Here is a 16,826-nt window from a genome sequence, read left to right as displayed (position 1 = left end):
AAAGAGGTAGACTAAAAACGCCTAACGCCCCCTAAACTCAGCTTCCCTTCTCTCCACCATCGCCATCGCACCCTCACGCGCATCTTCCGAATAAAACAAATCTGGCAAGTAGCTATGGATATTTGCCAGTGCCGCGCCGACGCCGCTACGGCTCACATCTTGTGCTGACGATAGCAGACCTTGTACACCAAGCGGTGCTGCTTGGCAGATTTCTTTGGCAATCGTGAGCGCGCGCTCGTATTCGGTGCCATTTTCGACCACTTCACTGACCAGATTAAGCCGATCCGCTGTCTGCGCATCAAATGCTTTGCCTGTGAGTAGATACGGCATGGCTTTTTGCCAGCCTGCCGCCGCGACAAATCGGACGGTTGCGCCGCCAAACGGCATGATACCGCGCCGTACTTCCATTTGTGCAAAGTTGCAGTTGTCACTTGCGATGACCACGTCACTGTTGAGCATCAGCTCAATACCAGCGGTAAAGCACGTGCCTTGTACCGCGACGACCACAGGTTTGCGGCGCAGTTGACCACTGATGCCCCACGGATCGATTTGATCGTGATCAAACTCAAACGCGCCTTTGTCCCATTTGTCTTGTAGCTCCATCAAATCCAGACCAGCGGTGAAGTGCTCGCCATGTGCGAAGATGAGCGCACAGCGTAGATGATCGTCGTGTTCGTAGTCAGTGAGGGCGTCGGATAATTGCTGAATCATATGGCTGTCAAACGCATTGCGCTTGCCCGCCCGATTGAGTCCGATGAGGCAGATGTGCCCTTGTATGTCGTAAGTGATGCGGTTGTCGGTGCGTTGGTCAGTGCGTTGAGTGGCGTCTTTAGTCATGACTTGATCCTTGTCGAAACCAGTGTTGTGTAGAAGTGTTGTAGAGCCGATCCATTTTAAAAAGGGCATAGATCTACTGGTATGAACTTTTTGACGCCTCTGTCACGCTTGCAAACAGCCAGCGAGTAAAATTTATACCGGTAGAGCGTTACGATCTTATGTGCCACTTTTATGTTGGATTAACTATATCGACCGTTATGGCAAACATAGTTTTAATACTGCCCTTTAATATAGCCACCCTTACGCTAGAACACAAGCAGTAAAGCGGTGATGCACACAGCCTATTATTGCTAAAATCGGGCTTTATTATCAGTTGACCTCACCCATGATAAGTGCAACTATTATTGAGTTTTGTGGTGTTGTTTTATTTGTTTTTTGGCCCAGCGGTATAAAGGAATAACGGTCTTATGGAATTTTGGCATGGCTTTTTGCTTATCACAGGCGTTCACTTGCTGGCAGCCGCCTCACCCGGCCCTGATTTTGTTTTGGTGACGCAGCAAACTTTATCAAAAGGTCGGCGCACTGGCCTGATTTGTAGCCTTGGTATTACGTTTGGCTTGGGCATCCATGTCATCTATTCGGTATTGGGACTGGCAACCGTCATCGCTCATTCGCAGCCGCTACTGACCGCGATTAAATGGTTGGGCGGTGGTTATCTGATTTATTTGGGTTGGCAAGGCATTCAGGCAAAGCCAAAAAAGCCAGTAGACTTAGCGAATTCAATAGAGCGAGTTTCTGATGTTTCACATGAAACGCTTACCGATAAAACATTATCTTCTAGTAAAGACATAGCACTCAATACTCTGCCTAAAGAAACCGACTCGGTATTTGCCATTCTGCGCCGTGGCTTCTTTTGTAATGTGTTTAACCCAAAAGCGCCCGTGTATTTTGTGGCGATATTTACCTTGGTGTTATCACCGGATATACCTGTTTGGCAATTGGCGATTTATGGCGTGTGGATGATGGTGTTGCAGATGTTATGGTTTAGCACGGTGGTGATTCTGTTTTCAGTCCCTGCGATCCATCGCCGCTTTCAACGTTTCGAGCACTGGATAGACCGCGTATTGGGGTCAGCGATGATTGTATTGGGTTTAAATCTTATTTTACGCAGTCGATAAGCCGCTAGTAAGGCGTGAAATCTGCTAAACTGACGCATTATATTCAGACATCAAAGCCCCACACTATGACAAGTAAGCCTGCAAACCCAAAACACAGAAACCGCTCGCCTGCGACCGCCAAAAAGCTCGGTCAGCTGCATCCGCGTAACCCGCACCAAGGTCGTTATGACTTTGCGGTATTGACCCGCGCCTTGCCTGAGCTTGCCGATCACACCATCACCAATCCAAAGGGTGAGCCGACGATCAACTTCTCTGATCACCAAGCGGTGCGCGTCCTGAATAAAGCCCTATTGGCGCATTATTATGGCGTTAAGTTTTGGGACATTCCTGAAGGCTACTTGTGTCCGCCTATCCCGGGACGTGCCGATTATATTCACTATGTTGCCGATTTACTGGCGCAAACCAGCCACGTCAATGCAGACAACACGCCGCCCACGGGTAAAGAGATTCATGCCTTAGATATCGGAACTGGTGCCAGCGCCATCTATCCAATTATCGGTAGTCAAAGCTACGGCTGGCGTTTCACCGCAAGCGATATTGATCCCGTGTCGGTCAATACCGCCGCCCTTATTTGCGAAGCCAATCCAAAGCTAAAAAGTGCGGTAAAAGTAAAGCTGCAACCAGAACCCAAATTTATCTTTAAAAACATCATCGGTCGCCAAGACTATTTTGACGTGGTCGTTTGCAACCCACCGTTCCACGCGTCACTGGAAGAAGCGATGGAAGCCAATAGTCGCAAGCAGCATAACCTGCAACGACATCGCGGCAAAAATGAAAACGAGCAAATCAGCCGTCATTCAACAAAGTCAGGCAATGCGGCGCAAAACCTAAACTTCGGCGGTCAGCATAAAGAACTGTGGAGTGAAGGCGGCGAGATTGCGTTTTTGACTAAGATGGCAAAAGAGAGCCAAGATTTCGCTGAGCACGTTGGCTGGTTTACCACACTTGTCTCAAAGTCAGAAAACGTGAAACCGTTGCAGCTACTACTCAAGCAATTAGATGTTGCGCAAATGCGCATTATCGAGATGAGTCAGGGTCAAAAAAGCACCCGTGTCCTTGCGTGGCGTTTTCATACTGATGAAGCGTAACTACTAGAAGTAGTATCTATTTAAGTTTCACGTGAAACAAAAAAATACCGCCTTGATTATCAAGGCGGTATTTTTATAAAAATTTAAGTATAGTCAGTATAACCGGACTAATATAAAGAAGGGTCAGCGTGACTGGGAGAAATTTTTGCTGCATCTATCGGCGTAGGCACAGCAAGCAAGAAAAATTTTTACTAGTCACGCATGTTACTTACTCATTCTATTAAATATCTAGATTAGACACCGTCAATGCATTCTCTTCGATAAAGATACGGCGCGGCTCGACATGATCACCCATTAGACAGGTAAACATATGATCTGCCGCAATGGCATCTTCAATCGTAACACGCAACATACGGCGGTTTTCAGGATCCATCGTCGTATCCCAAAGCTGATCGGCGTTCATCTCCCCCAGCCCTTTATAACGCTGAACTGATAGACCACGGCGCGCATCTAGCATCATTTGCTGCCATAGATAATCAAAGTCGCGTATTGGAATATCTTTGCTCGTACCCGCACTGGCTTCACGGCGAATAAAGGCATCGTCTGCAAGCAAAGTGTTCCACTCGCTCGATAAGCGCAAGAGCTTACCGTATTCACTGGAATTGATAAAGCTAGAATCCAGTAAATAATGATGTGCCAACTGGTGCACATAAACCGTCACACGGGGCAACCACTGTGCTTTGCTAGACAAGTCGCCGTTATCAGAGGTTGTTTCAGTGGCAATTTGCGGCGTCATGCCCAACAGATCACTGGCAGCAGCATCCATATTTTCTGGTTGCGGCGCATGAATGTTGACCAACTCAATCTCAGGGTTTAAATCACTACCAAAGTGGTCAAGCTGGGTTTGCATCGCCGCTTGCCATTCTTGCATAGCAGACTTGTCATACGTCATGTCGGTACTAAGCTTTGGCGTATGCGTCAAGGCATCCAAAATCACTGCTGGGAAACGAATCTGCAAACGGGCTTTGATTAGCTGCGTTTGGTTGTAGTCATTAAGCAGCGCTTCAAGCGCTTGACCCGTAATCGCAGGTGCGTCGGCACTGATATGCAGTTTGGTACTGTCAATCGTTGATGACAATAAATAAGCCTTAAGCGCTTCGTCATCTTTGAGATACAGCTCTTGACGGCCTTTTTTCACTTTATACAGCGGTGGCTGAGCAATATAGACATAACCACGCTCGATCAGCTCAGGCGTTTGACGGAAAAAGAACGTCAATAACAAGGTACGAATGTGTGAGCCATCCACGTCCGCATCAGTCATGATAATGATTTTATGATAACGGATTTTGTCAGGGTTATATTCGTCAGGACCAATCCCGCAACCAAGCGCGGTGATTAAGTTACCCACTTCAGCTGATGACAGCATTTTGTCAAAGCGCGCACGCTCTACGTTTAGGATTTTACCTTTTAATGGCAAAATAGCCTGCGTTTTACGGCTACGACCTTGTTTGGCTGAGCCACCTGCCGAGTCACCCTCCACGATGTATAGCTCTGACAATGCAGGATCTTTTTCTTGGCAATCCGCCAATTTACCCGGCAAGCCTGCGATATCCAACGTGGTTTTACGGCGTGTCATTTCACGCGCTTTACGAGCTGCATCACGGGCGCGCGCCGCATCAAGAATCTTGTTGGCAATGGCTTTACCCGCACTTGGGTTTTCTAATAAGTAGTCATTGAACTTATCGCTCATTGCCGACTCAACCGCCGATTTTACTTCGCTTGATACCAGCTTGTCTTTGGTCTGACTTGAGAACTTTGGATCAGGTACTTTGACAGAAACGATGGCGGTCAATCCTTCACGCGCATCATCCCCAGTCGCGACGACTTTTTCTTTTTTGAATAAGTTTTCACGATCTATATAGCTGTTTAGACCGCGTGTTAGTGCGGAGCGGAAACCTGATAGATGCGTACCACCATCGCGCTGCGGGATGTTGTTTGTGAAACACAATACTTTTTCGTTGTAAGTGTCTGTCCACTGCAGCGCGACTTCGACACTGATACCGTCGTCTTGTTCGCTGTTAAAATGAAACACTTCATTGACGCCATCTTTGCCTGCATTGATATAGCTGACAAACTCAAGCAAACCGCCTTTGTGTTCAAACTCATGACGCTTGTCGATGCGCTCATCGGTTAAAACAATACGCACGCCAGAGTTTAGAAACGACAGCTCGCGCAAACGCTTGGCCAAAATATCGTATTCAAAGACGGTGCCCGTAAAGACGTCCGCGCTTGGATAAAAGCGAATTTGCGTGCCTGTTTTATCCGTGGCTTCCATCTGCTGGATATCTGCATCCGGCACACCATCCGTGTACGTTTGATGATAATGATAGCCTTCACGCCAGATATTCATCTCAAGCTTTTTCGACAACGCATTGACGACCGATACACCGACGCCATGCAGACCGCCCGACACCTTATAACTATTGTCATCGAACTTACCGCCCGCGTGCAATACCGTCATAATGACCTGTGCTGCCGACACGCCTTCTTCTGGATGGATATCGACAGGCACGCCGCGCCCATTATCCATGACGCTGACTGATTCGTCTTCGTGGATGATGATGTCGATTTGATCACAGTGACCAGCAAGCGCTTCGTCAATAGAGTTGTCCACCACCTCAAAGACCATATGGTGTAGACCAGTACCATCATCTGTATCGCCGATATACATGCCTGGGCGCACACGTACGGCTTCTAACCCGCGCAATACCCGAATGTCTTTAGAACTATAATCAGAGGGTAATCCTGCAGCAGCCACCGCATTTTCGCCGATACTGTCTGCTATCAGTTGTTCTTGGTCTGTAGGTAATGAATCACTCATGTGTATTCCTTAATCTAGCCATAATCAGCCATTTGTTTGACGCACCACTAGGATGACGCCTTATAACGTTATTTAGACGTAACTTTTATTGTTAAAATCTTCGATACCTGTGCTGTCTTAAACGGGTATTGGTCTTGCTATTTACCACCGTAACCTAAGACTGGCGCTGGACTCAAAACATTCTGAGCCAGTATCGTTATCTCTAAAACTGGTTTCTTTTTCTCTACTATCAGTAGCATAAAAAGTAATTTAAAAAATATCATATTTATCAATTACTTAGATGATACAGATATTAAAAAAGAACGATATAACGTTAGCAAACAATTTACTGAGAACAGGACAAAAATAAAGGAATATTTTAGCATTTTTTTGCTTCTAAGTCACTGTTTACTGGCAGTTTTATACTGATAAAACAGACCGTCAAAGCCTATAAATATTGGAAGGAAATCTTAAGGTGAGTAGTAAGAAGTTTGATATAGTGAGTTCGGTATAAAAACGATACAGCGGGACAGATATGAATTTTTTGCAGCCTCTGTCGGCGTAGGCACAGCACGCCAGAAAAATTTATATTAGTTCCGCGCCATAAAATAACGTATCTGTTTTATTTAGAATCGCCTATAGCGTTATAGCGTCATCAGAGAGGAAAGACTGGACTGGAAACCTACAAATTAAATCGTTGTTTAAACCAAAAAGACATCACCTTGTTTCACATGAAACAATCGCGGTTCTGACCACAAACTTTGCACCAACGGTAACACCTCATCGGTCAAACTGGTCATAAATACCTGACAAGGTAACCGCGACAAGGTTGTTAGTAAAACCTTGATCGCTCTATCATCAAGCTCTGCGGTAAGGTCGTCCAATAGCACCACAGGGGTGTTTTGCGATTTAAAGTGGTCGTTAGATTTTTCTTCATTTAATAACAATGGTAGTTGTGATAGACGCAGTGCGGTGATTAACAGCTTTTTCTCCCCGCGAGACAATACGTTGGCCGCCTGCTCCTTTAAAATCGGTAACGTTTTATGAACATCGGTTTGTGGCGTGGCAGTCACATCGTCGCTAGCGGTTTTTGTCTCGTTTGAGCGCCAGTGGACGTGGACATCAGCACGATGATTGCCAATACGAGTATATCCCAATTGCAAATCCTGCTCTAAGCGCTCGTCTAGCTGCACATCAAGCGCAATACTGGTGTCATAGCCTGCCTGATAGCTCAAACTCAACTGCTCCGCGTAGCTCGGCAGTAATTGCGCGATACTATCAGCAAAATACGACTGCCATTCTGCAAAGATACGTTCACGATAATGATGAATCAGAGCAGCATGATTGCTTAACCCTTTATCCCATGATCTTAACTCGGCGAGCTGTACTTGCGTCAAATGATGTGTCTTTTTTAGCAAACTATTGCGCTGTTTTAAGAGACGCTGATAAGCGACCCATTGTGGATGAAACCCTTGTTTCATGTGAAACACTAACCAATCTAATAACTGCCTACGACTGGCACTTCCCTGCTCTAACATGTCCATAGTCGACGGATCAATCAGCAAGGTTGGCAGTTGCTCAGTTAAGATACTTTGGTTGTATACTGTGGTCTGATTGAGACGCAGGATCGTTGTGGCATCGGCTTGCTTTTGAATGGCTAAAGTACTACCATCATTGATCCTAGCGTGGACTGTCGCTGTATTCTGATGATGCTGAATATAACGTTTTGGCTGGTGATGGCGAAAGCTTTTACCGCGTGATAATAAGAATATTGCCTCAAGCAATGAAGTCTTACCACTACCATTTGCCCCAATAATGACATTGCAAGCCGCTGACGGTAGATTGACTTGAGTTAGATTGCGCAGGTGGGAGATTTGTAGACGTTCAATCATAATTCCGACAGCCGCCCATTGAGATTATCTGTTTATTAGATTACAAATGTTTATTTGTTATTGCCTTCAAAAGTGTCGAAAGCTAAGCGTTAACGCGCCAAATAGCGCTAATTACGGCTTAACTTTCAACCCTCAGGAAATAAATATATGATTCAAAATTCACTATATGCGCATTGGCATAATTACATACTGATGGAACTCATCATTTAGCTGATTGACCAAGACAGACGCATTTGATTGGCTCATATGCATTTGTAAATCACCTTGAATGACACCCAATACGTCTTGCAAATACGCCGCATTAAAAGACAGCTCCATCGGCTCGCCCTGATATTTTGCTTGTATCATCTCGACCGCTTCATCTTGCTCAGCATTGTTGGCACGCACTTCTACCATGCCATCGCTGGCAAAATTAAACACCACACCGCGAGACTTTTCATTACTCAAAATAGCCACACGGCGTAGTACATCGGTCATTTTTTCTTGATTGAATAGAGCAAGTTTATCGGTATTGCTCGGCATCACGCGGCGATAATCAGGGAATTTGCCATCAATCAAACGCGCGGTAAACGTCACCATGAGGTTTTGATTGACCTGCCCTGCACTATCAACCTCACCAAACGGCAGGCTCACTTGCAAAAACTCACGACCAAAGCTGAGGGTAACTTGATTGTCTTGCTCACCCAGCATCTTACCAAGCTCAGTGGCCAAGCGTTCTAGTTCAATCACCGCTTTACGCGGCAAGATTGATTGCATATTAAGATCACTACTGACATCGATGACACTACGTGCCAATGCCAGTCTGTGACCATCAGTCGCAACCGTCGTCAGTTGTTGCTGTGAAACATCAAACAACATACCCGTTAGATAATAACGGACATCTTGTATGGCCATGGCAAACTGAGTCTTGTGGATCAAATCGATCAAACGATTGCGACTGATATTCAACGGCGTAATATTTTCAGGATTGCCCAAGCTTGGATAATCTTCACTCGGCAAGGTGCCTAACGTAAAACGACTCTTGCCACTGGTCAGTAAGCAGCGCTCATTCGCTTGCGTGGCAAGATTGATTTGGGCTTGCGCAGGCAATGATTTACAGATGTCTTTTAGCTTGGTCGCAGGCAATGTGGTTGTCCCCGCTTCCACACAAGCACCCGCAGGCAGTTGCAATGTCGATGTCAGCTCCACTTCCAAATCAGAAGCGGTCAAAATAAGCGTTGACTCAGACAGTTGTAGCTTAATATTGCCCAAAATAACCATGTTATGGCGCTTATCAGCAGCCTTGGCAATCAAATTAATGGCTTTTAGTAACGACTCTCGATTAATCGATAATTGCATGCTTAGTTACTCTTATTAGTTACTCTTACTTGAGTGTTTTTTGTATAGAGTTGATCCAATATAAAATAAATACAGTGCTACTGAGTTAAATTTTGCGCCGCCTTTGTCTGCGAAAGCACAGTAAGCAAGAAAACTTGTTTCAATAGCGCCTGATAATAGGTGTACTTTTTTTATTTAGGATTGATTATAGATATCAGATATTGGCTTAATCATACCTTGTCTGCTGACGATAATCCATTAGGTATCTGTCTGCTTATATTTTCGATATTATAAACCCTCTATCGCCAAGTGACTCTAAAACCGATGTAGCGCGGTTAAGGTATAAATCATCCTCGCTTGCTGTGTGCTTTGAACTCCAAAGGCATCGAACAATTCATACCAGCAGCGCGCTGTATTCTTTCTAAAATGAACCGATTATATATAAAATATATCAATGCCGCCGTCTTCTAACCTGCTTGCAGCATCAGCGCTAGCGTTTTGTAATCTTTATCAAACGCCGGATCAGCGACGCGCAATTCATTTACCTTATCACAAGCGTGCATTACCGTCGTATGATCGCGACCGCCAAATGATTGACCGATCTCAGGGAAACTGTCACCCGTCAGCTCTCTTGATAACGCCATGGCTATCTGTCGGGGTCTGGCAATACTACGCGTGCGTTTGCGTCCCATAATGTCTTTAACCGTAACATCATAGTATTCTGCGACCACTTTACGGATATTATCCATATTGACGGCTTGGACACGCATAGCAACGATGTCTTTTAGCGCGTACTGTACCATCTCAAGCGTGATCTGTGCGCCAGTTAAGTTGGCATTGGCAAAAACTTGATTGAGGGCGCCTTCTAAGCGTCTGACATTAGAAACCACGTTTTGAGCAATAAAGAGGGCACACTCTTTAGGTAAGGTCATGCCATATGACGCCGCCTTTTTTTGTAAGATTTGAACTCGAGTATCAATCTCAGGAGGATCGACTGCCACCGTTAATCCCCAAGAAAAGCGCGATCTAAAGCGCTCATCAAACTCTGTCATTTGCGACGGATGACGATCAGAGGCCAAAATCAGTTGTTTGTCACCACTGGTAAAATCCGCAAATAAGGTCAAAAACTCATTACTGCTTTTGGTCTTTCCAGCCAACACATGAATATCATCTACAATTAATAAATCTACTTTTTTAATTTTCTTTTTAAAATCTTCTATTTTATTATTTCTTAAAGAATAAACCAATTGATTAATAAATTTTTCAGAAGTGAAATAATAAAAACTTTGATTATTTTTTAAATAGCGATGTGCTACAGAATGCATTAAATGCGTTTTTCCCAAACCAGAAGGGCCGTATATAAAAAGTGGATTGTGACGATTTTTTGATTGACGCTTGCCGAGCTCATAACAGGCTTTGTGGGCGAGGTTATTTGACTTACCAGTGACAAAGGTTTCGAAGGTAAAGTCGGGGTTTAGATAACTGAGCGATTTTGCATCGGTAGAATCGACTGCTTCTGCATAACGCATATTGGCATCAATATCTGCTTTGGCATTGTTATGATGAACGGTTTCAAATTTGTGTTCTGCTAGGGTAGGGGAGAGCTCATCTTCTGTAAACAAAGAGTCTGCTTGCGATGGACTGTCATTTTCTCTGTCACGGCCCGCATTATCGACCCGTACGACAACCTCTTCGATACTTCCTTGGCTATGCTTGGCAACCAGTTGCTGGATATCTTGCAAGTGGTTTTTTTTGATATAGGTCACAAAATAATCGTTGGGCGCAAGTATGATAAGGGTTTGCGCTTCTTGATGTGCTGACAATGGTCTTAACCACATGGTAAATACGTTGTCTTTAACGTTATACCGTAGGTCATTTAGACATTTGTCCCAAATACTTGCTGTGTCTATCATGAACAGTACTAACCCTATAATTTGAAATAAGAAAAATGTGTTTACGATCTAGATAGGTGTCTTATACCAAGCATCCGTCGCAACCATTCAACCGTAAAAGTCATTCAACCGTAAAAGTCACTCAACCAAGAAGCGGAACAACGCGTACGAAATCGTCTGTCGAATAAGGTGCTAATCTAACATAATTAGCCTGTGGATAACACCTTGTTTTTTGGGGATAAGACTGTGGATAGTTTTGTGGATAAGTATAAAAAGCAAGTTATCCATATTTCACCCACAGGTTATCCACAGGCTTACCCATAGTCTAGTATTTTGATAAATAAGACAAAAACAGACTTAGCCACAGATAATCAAGCTCCCAATAACAACAATACTTATATATATTAATTAATTTATTATTATAGAGTTCGAGGTAAACTGTGGATAACTTCTAAAAAAGAAAGTTTCTGATAGTTGTTTCTAAGAATATTTCTAACAACAAATTCATATTTTGAAAACACCAAACTACCTCTTAAGAAACAGACAGCTGATCAAAATAAGATTGTCTAGAAGCAAAATAAACCAGCAGTAGTAGATAATGAATTAGTTTATTGACCAAATTACTATCAAATGATATAATCCTCCGTTATTACGAATTTAGTCCATTATTTTGATAGGTGAGTTATGAAACGTACATTCCAACCAAGCGTGATCAAGCGTAAACGTACTCACGGTTTCCGTGCTCGTATGGCTACTAAAAAAGGCCGTCAGGTCTTAGCTCGTCGCCGCGCTAAAGGACGTCATCGTCTTACTGTATAATCAGTAGATTACGATAAAAATGACTAGTAACGATGGTTATATTCCAGTCATTTATAGATCGAAATAATCAATTATTACCACTGATACGAAACCATATAGTCATATATTAAAAGCGCCCGCATAGGCGCTTTTTTTGTCTCTATCTTTTACTGTTATTCTCAATCTTGCTATTTGCTCTTATATTAGGTGCTACCATGCCCAACACTGTCCCAGCCACATCTGCCGCCCGCTTTACCAAAGAGCAGCGCTTATTGACCCCAGCAGCGTTCCGTGAGGTATTTGATGCCCCTGAGCGTAAGATCCATCAGAGCCATTTGATGGCTTTTGTACGTACCAATACGATGGACAAGGCGCGGGTTGGTATGGCCATTACTAAGCGTAAAGTACCCACCGCGGTTGCTCGTAATCTTATAAAGCGTCAAATACGTGAACAGTTTCGGACTAAAGCTTTTAAATTAGAAAATAAAGATATTGTTTTTATCATAAAAAAATCTATAAAAGATATAGATAATAAAGAATTAAAAAATCAGGTAAATAATATTTTTAAAAAAATAGAAAAAAAATAAAATGAAAATTTTTTTAAATAAAATTAAAAATATATTTTTTAAATTATTTTTTAATTTTATTGTTTTTTATCAAAAAATAATTAGTCCTATATTACCTGCGCGTTGTCGCTATTATCCTACTTGCTCAAATTATGGCAAACAGGCTTTAGTATGGCATGGGGTTTGGAGAGGCAGCTGGTTGTTGTTGAAACGAATGGGTAGATGTCATCCTTTAGGTGGACATGGTATCGATTTTGTCCCACTACCCTTAGCGTCCTATCAATATCATTATTTGCATTCTACCCACTCATTCCCGTTGCTCGTTGAGGGTATGGGGGTTTATCGTGACAGTAAAAGCTATGTTGCTCGTCTCAATCATTTAATGCGATCTACGTTGTGATAAGAGTGTGGATAACTTGTGGTTATCTTGAATGATAAGTTACCCACAAGTTATCCACACTCTTGGTATCATTTGAAGTGAATTTTTAGTAAAATGATGCACATTTTATGTAAATGACTACCAATACTGTTGTTACATATGGGGACAATGATGTTGTTTGGTCATGACACATGCCCTAATTGTTCATTCCCTAATTTTTTAATCTAGGAAAGGTTTATGCAAAAGATATTTCGGGTGATGATCATCATTGCGATGCTAATCACCGCTTATCTGCTGATTTTGGCATGGCGAGATGATTATGCCGATGAACCAGCTGTGGATGCAGTGCCAGAGACTACTGCTTCAGTAGGTGCTGACATTCCTTCTACGACTGGCGCGGCAGGTGATATTCCGGTACAGACACTACCTACTGATACGAATGCGGTAACGTCTACGCCTGCTCAAGACACAGGGCTAATCACGGTAACGACCGATCGCTATGATATAAAAATCAGTCCAGAAGGCGGTGATATTGTCTATGCGGCTCTCAAGCAATATAACGCGACGCTTGATAGCGATGAGCCTTTCGTGTTGCTAGAAAGCAATAGCAATCGCGTGTATGTGGCACAATCTGGTCTGATTGGTCCAAACGGTATCGATACCGCAGAAGGCCGCGCCACTTACAGTCATACTGCGAATAATTACGTCATGGAAGATGGGCAGCAAACGTTATCTGTACCGCTGACCTACAAAAAAGATGGCGTGACCATTACCAAGACTTTTACCTTTACACATGACAAGTATCCGATTGATATCAGCTATCAAATCCAGAACGCGTCTGCAAATGCATGGCAAGGTCAGATGTTTGCGCAGTTAAAGCGTGATGATAGTAAAGATCCTGGTATGTCTGATAAAGGTGCGTTAAGCATGGCGACCTATTTGGGCGGTGCTTGGGGTACGCCTGACGATCCTTACAATAAGCTGAAGTTTAATAAGTTTAGTGATGGTGAGTTGAATACGACCAGTGATGAAGGCTGGGTGGGGATTGTGCAGCATTATTTCGTTTCTGCATGGACGCCTGAAAACTTCACAGGTAAGTTCTTTAGTCGTGAGACAGGGAATGATTATTTTATTGGCTTTAATAGCCAACCTGTCAATGTGGCACCAGACAGACAAATTACGTTAAATGCTACGTTATATGCAGGGCCAAAGGTACAGTCTGAGCTTAAAGATGTGGCTGTGGGTCTCAATAAAACGGTTGATTATGGTCTGCTTTGGCCAATATCAAAAGTCTTGTTTGCTATCTTGGAAGGGGTTCATAAAGTTGTTGGTAACTGGGGTTGGTCAATTATCATACTGACCGTTTTAGTTAAAATTGCGTTGATGTGGTTCTCTAACAAGAGTTACTACTCAATGGCGAAAATGCGCGCGATTGCACCAAGACTCAAAACGCTAAAAGAAGAGCATGGCGACGATCGTATGAAGATGTCGCAAGAAATGATGGCGATCTACAAAGAAGAGAAAGTCAATCCGATGGCGGGTTGTTTGCCCATCTTGATGCAAATGCCTATCTTCTTAGCCTTGTATTGGGTATTGGTTGAGAGTGTGGAGCTACGCCATGCGCCTTGGATCTTGTGGATTCAGGATTTATCAGCGATGGATCCATGGTTTATTTTACCGCTATTGATGGGTGCGTCGATGTTTACCCAGCAGCAGCTAAACCCGCAGCCAGCTGATCCTATGCAAGCAAAAGTGATGAAGTTCTTACCCATTATCTTTACCGCTTTCATGTTGTTCTTCCCAGCCGGTTTGGTGCTTTACTGGACAGTGAACAACTTGTTTAGTATGACTCAGCAATACATCGTTAATAAAAAAGTTGAAGAAGAGCAAAAACGTCGTACCGTCAAGGTACTCGATTAATGAGTCTTTTTTAGCTGATTAAAGAACCATCGCTTAGGCGGTGGTTTTTTTATGGTTGTCACTTTTGCGTTGTTACTTTTGCATGGCTTTAATCTATAGAGTGTCATCATACAAACTATGCTTTGTCAGTCTGCGTTCAGCCGTCTATAATGGGGGTTTTAGTTATTGAGAGTGATTGTGGATTCCCTAGAGATGGCATTAACCACCCCGCATTCGTCCGACCCCAATTCATCTGAAAATCTTGGCGCTTCTGTATCGACCACGATTGCTGCCATTGCAACGCCTATTGGTCGCGGCGGTGTCGGTGTCATACGGCTGTCAGGGGCGCAGGCTTATGCCATTGCTTGTACGCTCACGGGTAAGTCGGACTTTACGCCGCGGATGGCCAGTTTTTGCCGTTTTTATCAAGCAGATGGTACGGTGATCGACGAAGGGTTGGTGTTGTATTTTAAAGGTCCGCATTCGTTCACAGGCGAGGATGTGGTCGAGCTACAAGGGCATGGTGGTTTGATTTTACAAAACCAGCTGCTAGCTCGGGTCTTTGAGTTGGGCGCAAAACAGGCAAGCGCTGGGGAGTTTTCTTATCGCGCTTTTGATAATGATAAGTTGGACTTGGTACAGGCAGAAGCGATTGCTGATGCTATCGATGCGACCAGTGCCGCTGCTGCCAGTAGCGCTATTCGCTCTTTAAGTGGTGAGTTTTCAAAAGAGATTAATCAATTATTAGAGCAACTGATTCATCTGCGTTTGCACGTCGAAGCGGCGATTGATTTTCCTGATGAAGAAGATGTCGACTTTTTATCTGATGGTGTCATACAAAACAAGCTTGAACAGACCCAAACTAAGATACAACAGGTCTTAGCGACTGCCAAGCAAGGTCAGCTGTTACGTGACGGCATACATGTTGTCTTAGCCGGCAGGCCCAATGCGGGTAAATCAAGTTTGCTTAATCGCCTAGCAGGGCAGGAGCGAGCCATTGTTACTGATGTGGCGGGTACCACGCGTGATACGCTACAAGAGACCGTCGTGCTCAATGGCTTGACCTTACATTTAACTGATACCGCTGGTCTGCGTGAGACTGAGGATACGGTTGAGCGTATTGGTATCGAGCGTGCGCGTACGGCGATCACGCAGGCTGATATGCTGTTAATGGTCTACGATGTCACCCGCGATCTTGAAGAATCGAGCACACCATTGCAGCTGGCAGAGCAGTTATTTGGTGAGCTACCAGAGGCCAAACGCTTGCTGATCATCGCTAATAAAAGCGATCTGTTAAACGATAACAAAATCGAAAAAGCTGCCTCTGCTTCCCAAGCAGAAATAAAAAATCGGGGGTATGAGCAAGTCAATGTTTCATGTGAAACAGGGGCTGGTATCGATACCTTGGTGGAAACCTTGTGTCACAAAGTTGGCTTTCACCCACCAGAAAACAGCTTGATTGCGCGTACAAGGCACTTAGATGCATTACGGCGTACGGCTGAATATTTGGTAGAAGCGCACGAGCAACTGACAGTATTTCAAGCCGGAGAGTTGGTGGCTGAAAGCCTGCGTCAAGCGCAGCAGAGTCTGGGTGAGATCACAGGTGAATTTAGCGCCGACGATCTACTGGGTAAGATATTTGGTAGCTTTTGTATTGGTAAATAACTAGCTAATACCGGATTTAATAAACAATACAACCTGTGTGCTGGTCACCGCATATCAGCCATTTTAATACAATAAAAAGGAAAACCTTATGCACTGCCCGTATTGTAATGCATCAGACACGAAGGTTGTCGATTCGCGTTTGGCGGCGGAAGGTGCTCAGGTCCGCCGCCGCCGCTCTTGCAATAGCTGCCAAGAGCGTTTCACGACTTTCGAGATGGTAGAAGTAGTGATGCCAAGAATCATCAAATCGAGCGGCAAAATTGAGCCCTATGATAATGAAAAATTGCGTCGTTCTATTTTACTGCCTCTACAAAAGCGTCCGATTACCATCGATGAGCAAGAAGCAATGATCAGTCGCGTTGAGAAGCGCGTCAGACAGATGGGCGAGCGTGAGATCAGTAGTAAAGTGTTGGGTGAAATTATCATGAGTGAACTCAAAGCCTTGGATGATGTGGCTTATGTTCGCTTTGCTAGCGTGTATCGCGATTTTCAGGATATCGATGCTTTTCATCAAGAGATTGCCAATATTCGCCCAAATGAAAAGTAGCATGCGGTTTTTGTAGATTGGCAAATCA

General features: G+C 44.0%; 13 protein-coding genes. 8 read left to right on the top strand and 5 right to left on the bottom strand.

Annotated features, from left to right (window positions below):
* Nucleotides 1-21: 21 nt before the first annotated feature.
* Nucleotides 22-837: a crotonase/enoyl-CoA hydratase family protein gene (locus AAJP47_RS04090; protein ID WP_346716643.1), complete on the bottom strand. Its 816-nt coding sequence runs from the start codon at nt 835-837 to the stop codon at nt 22-24.
* 407 nt (nt 838-1,244) lie between these two features.
* Between AAJP47_RS04090 and AAJP47_RS04085 the strand changes: the two genes are divergently transcribed.
* Both AAJP47_RS04085 and rlmF read left to right on the top strand, forming a co-directional pair.
* A complete protein-coding gene (locus AAJP47_RS04085; RefSeq protein ID WP_346716642.1) occupies nt 1,245-1,955 on the top strand; it encodes a LysE family translocator in 711 nt (236 codons plus the stop codon).
* A 65-nt stretch (nt 1,956-2,020) separates the two neighbouring features.
* The gene (gene rlmF / locus AAJP47_RS04080) at nt 2,021-3,043 is read left to right on the top strand and encodes a 23S rRNA (adenine(1618)-N(6))-methyltransferase RlmF (RefSeq protein WP_346716641.1); all 1,023 of its coding nucleotides are present in this window, start codon (nt 2,021-2,023) and stop codon (nt 3,041-3,043) included.
* 220 nt (nt 3,044-3,263) lie between these two features.
* Here the strand turns inward: rlmF and gyrB are convergent, their stop codons facing one another.
* From gyrB to dnaA, 4 genes are all read right to left on the bottom strand, one after another.
* Nucleotides 3,264-5,864, bottom strand: coding sequence for a DNA topoisomerase (ATP-hydrolyzing) subunit B (gene gyrB / locus AAJP47_RS04075; RefSeq protein WP_346716640.1), 2,601 nt, complete (start codon nt 5,862-5,864; stop codon nt 3,264-3,266).
* Between the two features lie 680 nt (nt 5,865-6,544).
* Nucleotides 6,545-7,735 carry a DNA replication/repair protein RecF gene (gene recF, locus AAJP47_RS04070; protein ID WP_346716639.1) on the bottom strand — a complete coding sequence of 397 codons (1,191 nt, stop codon included), beginning with the start codon at nt 7,733-7,735 and terminating at the stop codon, nt 6,545-6,547.
* A 162-nt stretch (nt 7,736-7,897) separates the two neighbouring features.
* Complete coding sequence (gene dnaN / locus AAJP47_RS04065; RefSeq protein ID WP_346716638.1) at nt 7,898-9,073, bottom strand: DNA polymerase III subunit beta; 1,176 nt, start codon at nt 9,071-9,073, stop codon at nt 7,898-7,900.
* Between the two features lie 446 nt (nt 9,074-9,519).
* Nucleotides 9,520-10,965: a chromosomal replication initiator protein DnaA gene (gene dnaA, locus AAJP47_RS04060; RefSeq protein WP_346716637.1), complete on the bottom strand. Its 1,446-nt coding sequence runs from the start codon at nt 10,963-10,965 to the stop codon at nt 9,520-9,522.
* A 663-nt stretch (nt 10,966-11,628) separates the two neighbouring features.
* Between dnaA and rpmH the strand changes: the two genes are divergently transcribed.
* The 6 genes from rpmH to nrdR all read left to right on the top strand — a co-directional run bounded on the left by rpmH (nt 11,629) and on the right by nrdR (nt 16,798).
* Nucleotides 11,629-11,763, top strand: coding sequence for a 50S ribosomal protein L34 (rpmH, locus tag AAJP47_RS04055; RefSeq protein WP_007394757.1), 135 nt, complete (start codon nt 11,629-11,631; stop codon nt 11,761-11,763).
* A 194-nt stretch (nt 11,764-11,957) separates the two neighbouring features.
* Nucleotides 11,958-12,329: a ribonuclease P protein component gene (rnpA, locus tag AAJP47_RS04050; protein WP_346716636.1), complete on the top strand. Its 372-nt coding sequence runs from the start codon at nt 11,958-11,960 to the stop codon at nt 12,327-12,329.
* A gap of 1 nt (nt 12,330) precedes the next feature.
* Entirely contained in the window at nt 12,331-12,708 is a 378-nt protein-coding gene (yidD, locus tag AAJP47_RS04045) for a membrane protein insertion efficiency factor YidD (protein ID WP_346716635.1), read from the top strand.
* 216 nt (nt 12,709-12,924) lie between these two features.
* Nucleotides 12,925-14,607, top strand: coding sequence for a membrane protein insertase YidC (gene yidC, locus AAJP47_RS04040; RefSeq protein ID WP_346716634.1), 1,683 nt, complete (start codon nt 12,925-12,927; stop codon nt 14,605-14,607).
* Nucleotides 14,608-14,799: 192 nt separating this feature from the next.
* Nucleotides 14,800-16,251 (top strand): tRNA uridine-5-carboxymethylaminomethyl(34) synthesis GTPase MnmE, encoded by a 1,452-nt coding sequence (gene mnmE, locus AAJP47_RS04035; RefSeq protein ID WP_346716633.1) that lies wholly within the window; start codon nt 14,800-14,802, stop codon nt 16,249-16,251.
* Nucleotides 16,252-16,339: 88 nt separating this feature from the next.
* Nucleotides 16,340-16,798 (top strand): transcriptional regulator NrdR, encoded by a 459-nt coding sequence (gene nrdR, locus AAJP47_RS04030; RefSeq protein ID WP_346716632.1) that lies wholly within the window; start codon nt 16,340-16,342, stop codon nt 16,796-16,798.
* The last annotated feature ends 28 nt before the right edge of the window (nt 16,799-16,826 follow it).

The organism is Psychrobacter halotolerans (assembly GCF_039680845.1).
In the GTDB taxonomy this organism is placed as follows: Bacteria; Pseudomonadota; Gammaproteobacteria; order Pseudomonadales; family Moraxellaceae; genus Psychrobacter.
The sequence above is the reverse complement of the archived record's forward strand: the minus strand, read 5'-3'. Positions and strand labels throughout refer to the sequence as shown.

Excerpts from the sequence above, each read along its gene's own strand:
- AAJP47_RS04090 (WP_346716643.1), bottom strand. The coding sequence starts at position 837 with ATGACTAAAGACGCCACTCAACGCACTGACCAACGCACCGACAACCGC.
- AAJP47_RS04085 (WP_346716642.1), top strand. The coding sequence starts at position 1,245 with ATGGAATTTTGGCATGGCTTTTTGCTTATCACAGGCGTTCACTTGCTG.
- rlmF (WP_346716641.1), top strand. The coding sequence starts at position 2,021 with ATGACAAGTAAGCCTGCAAACCCAAAACACAGAAACCGCTCGCCTGCG.
- gyrB (WP_346716640.1), bottom strand. The coding sequence starts at position 5,864 with ATGAGTGATTCATTACCTACAGACCAAGAACAACTGATAGCAGACAGT.
- recF (WP_346716639.1), bottom strand. The coding sequence starts at position 7,735 with ATGATTGAACGTCTACAAATCTCCCACCTGCGCAATCTAACTCAAGTC.
- dnaN (WP_346716638.1), bottom strand. The coding sequence starts at position 9,073 with ATGCAATTATCGATTAATCGAGAGTCGTTACTAAAAGCCATTAATTTG.
- dnaA (WP_346716637.1), bottom strand. The coding sequence starts at position 10,965 with ATGATAGACACAGCAAGTATTTGGGACAAATGTCTAAATGACCTACGG.
- rpmH (WP_007394757.1), top strand. The coding sequence starts at position 11,629 with ATGAAACGTACATTCCAACCAAGCGTGATCAAGCGTAAACGTACTCAC.
- rnpA (WP_346716636.1), top strand. The coding sequence starts at position 11,958 with ATGCCCAACACTGTCCCAGCCACATCTGCCGCCCGCTTTACCAAAGAG.
- yidD (WP_346716635.1), top strand. The coding sequence starts at position 12,331 with ATGAAAATTTTTTTAAATAAAATTAAAAATATATTTTTTAAATTATTT.
- yidC (WP_346716634.1), top strand. The coding sequence starts at position 12,925 with ATGCAAAAGATATTTCGGGTGATGATCATCATTGCGATGCTAATCACC.
- mnmE (WP_346716633.1), top strand. The coding sequence starts at position 14,800 with ATGGCATTAACCACCCCGCATTCGTCCGACCCCAATTCATCTGAAAAT.
- nrdR (WP_346716632.1), top strand. The coding sequence starts at position 16,340 with ATGCACTGCCCGTATTGTAATGCATCAGACACGAAGGTTGTCGATTCG.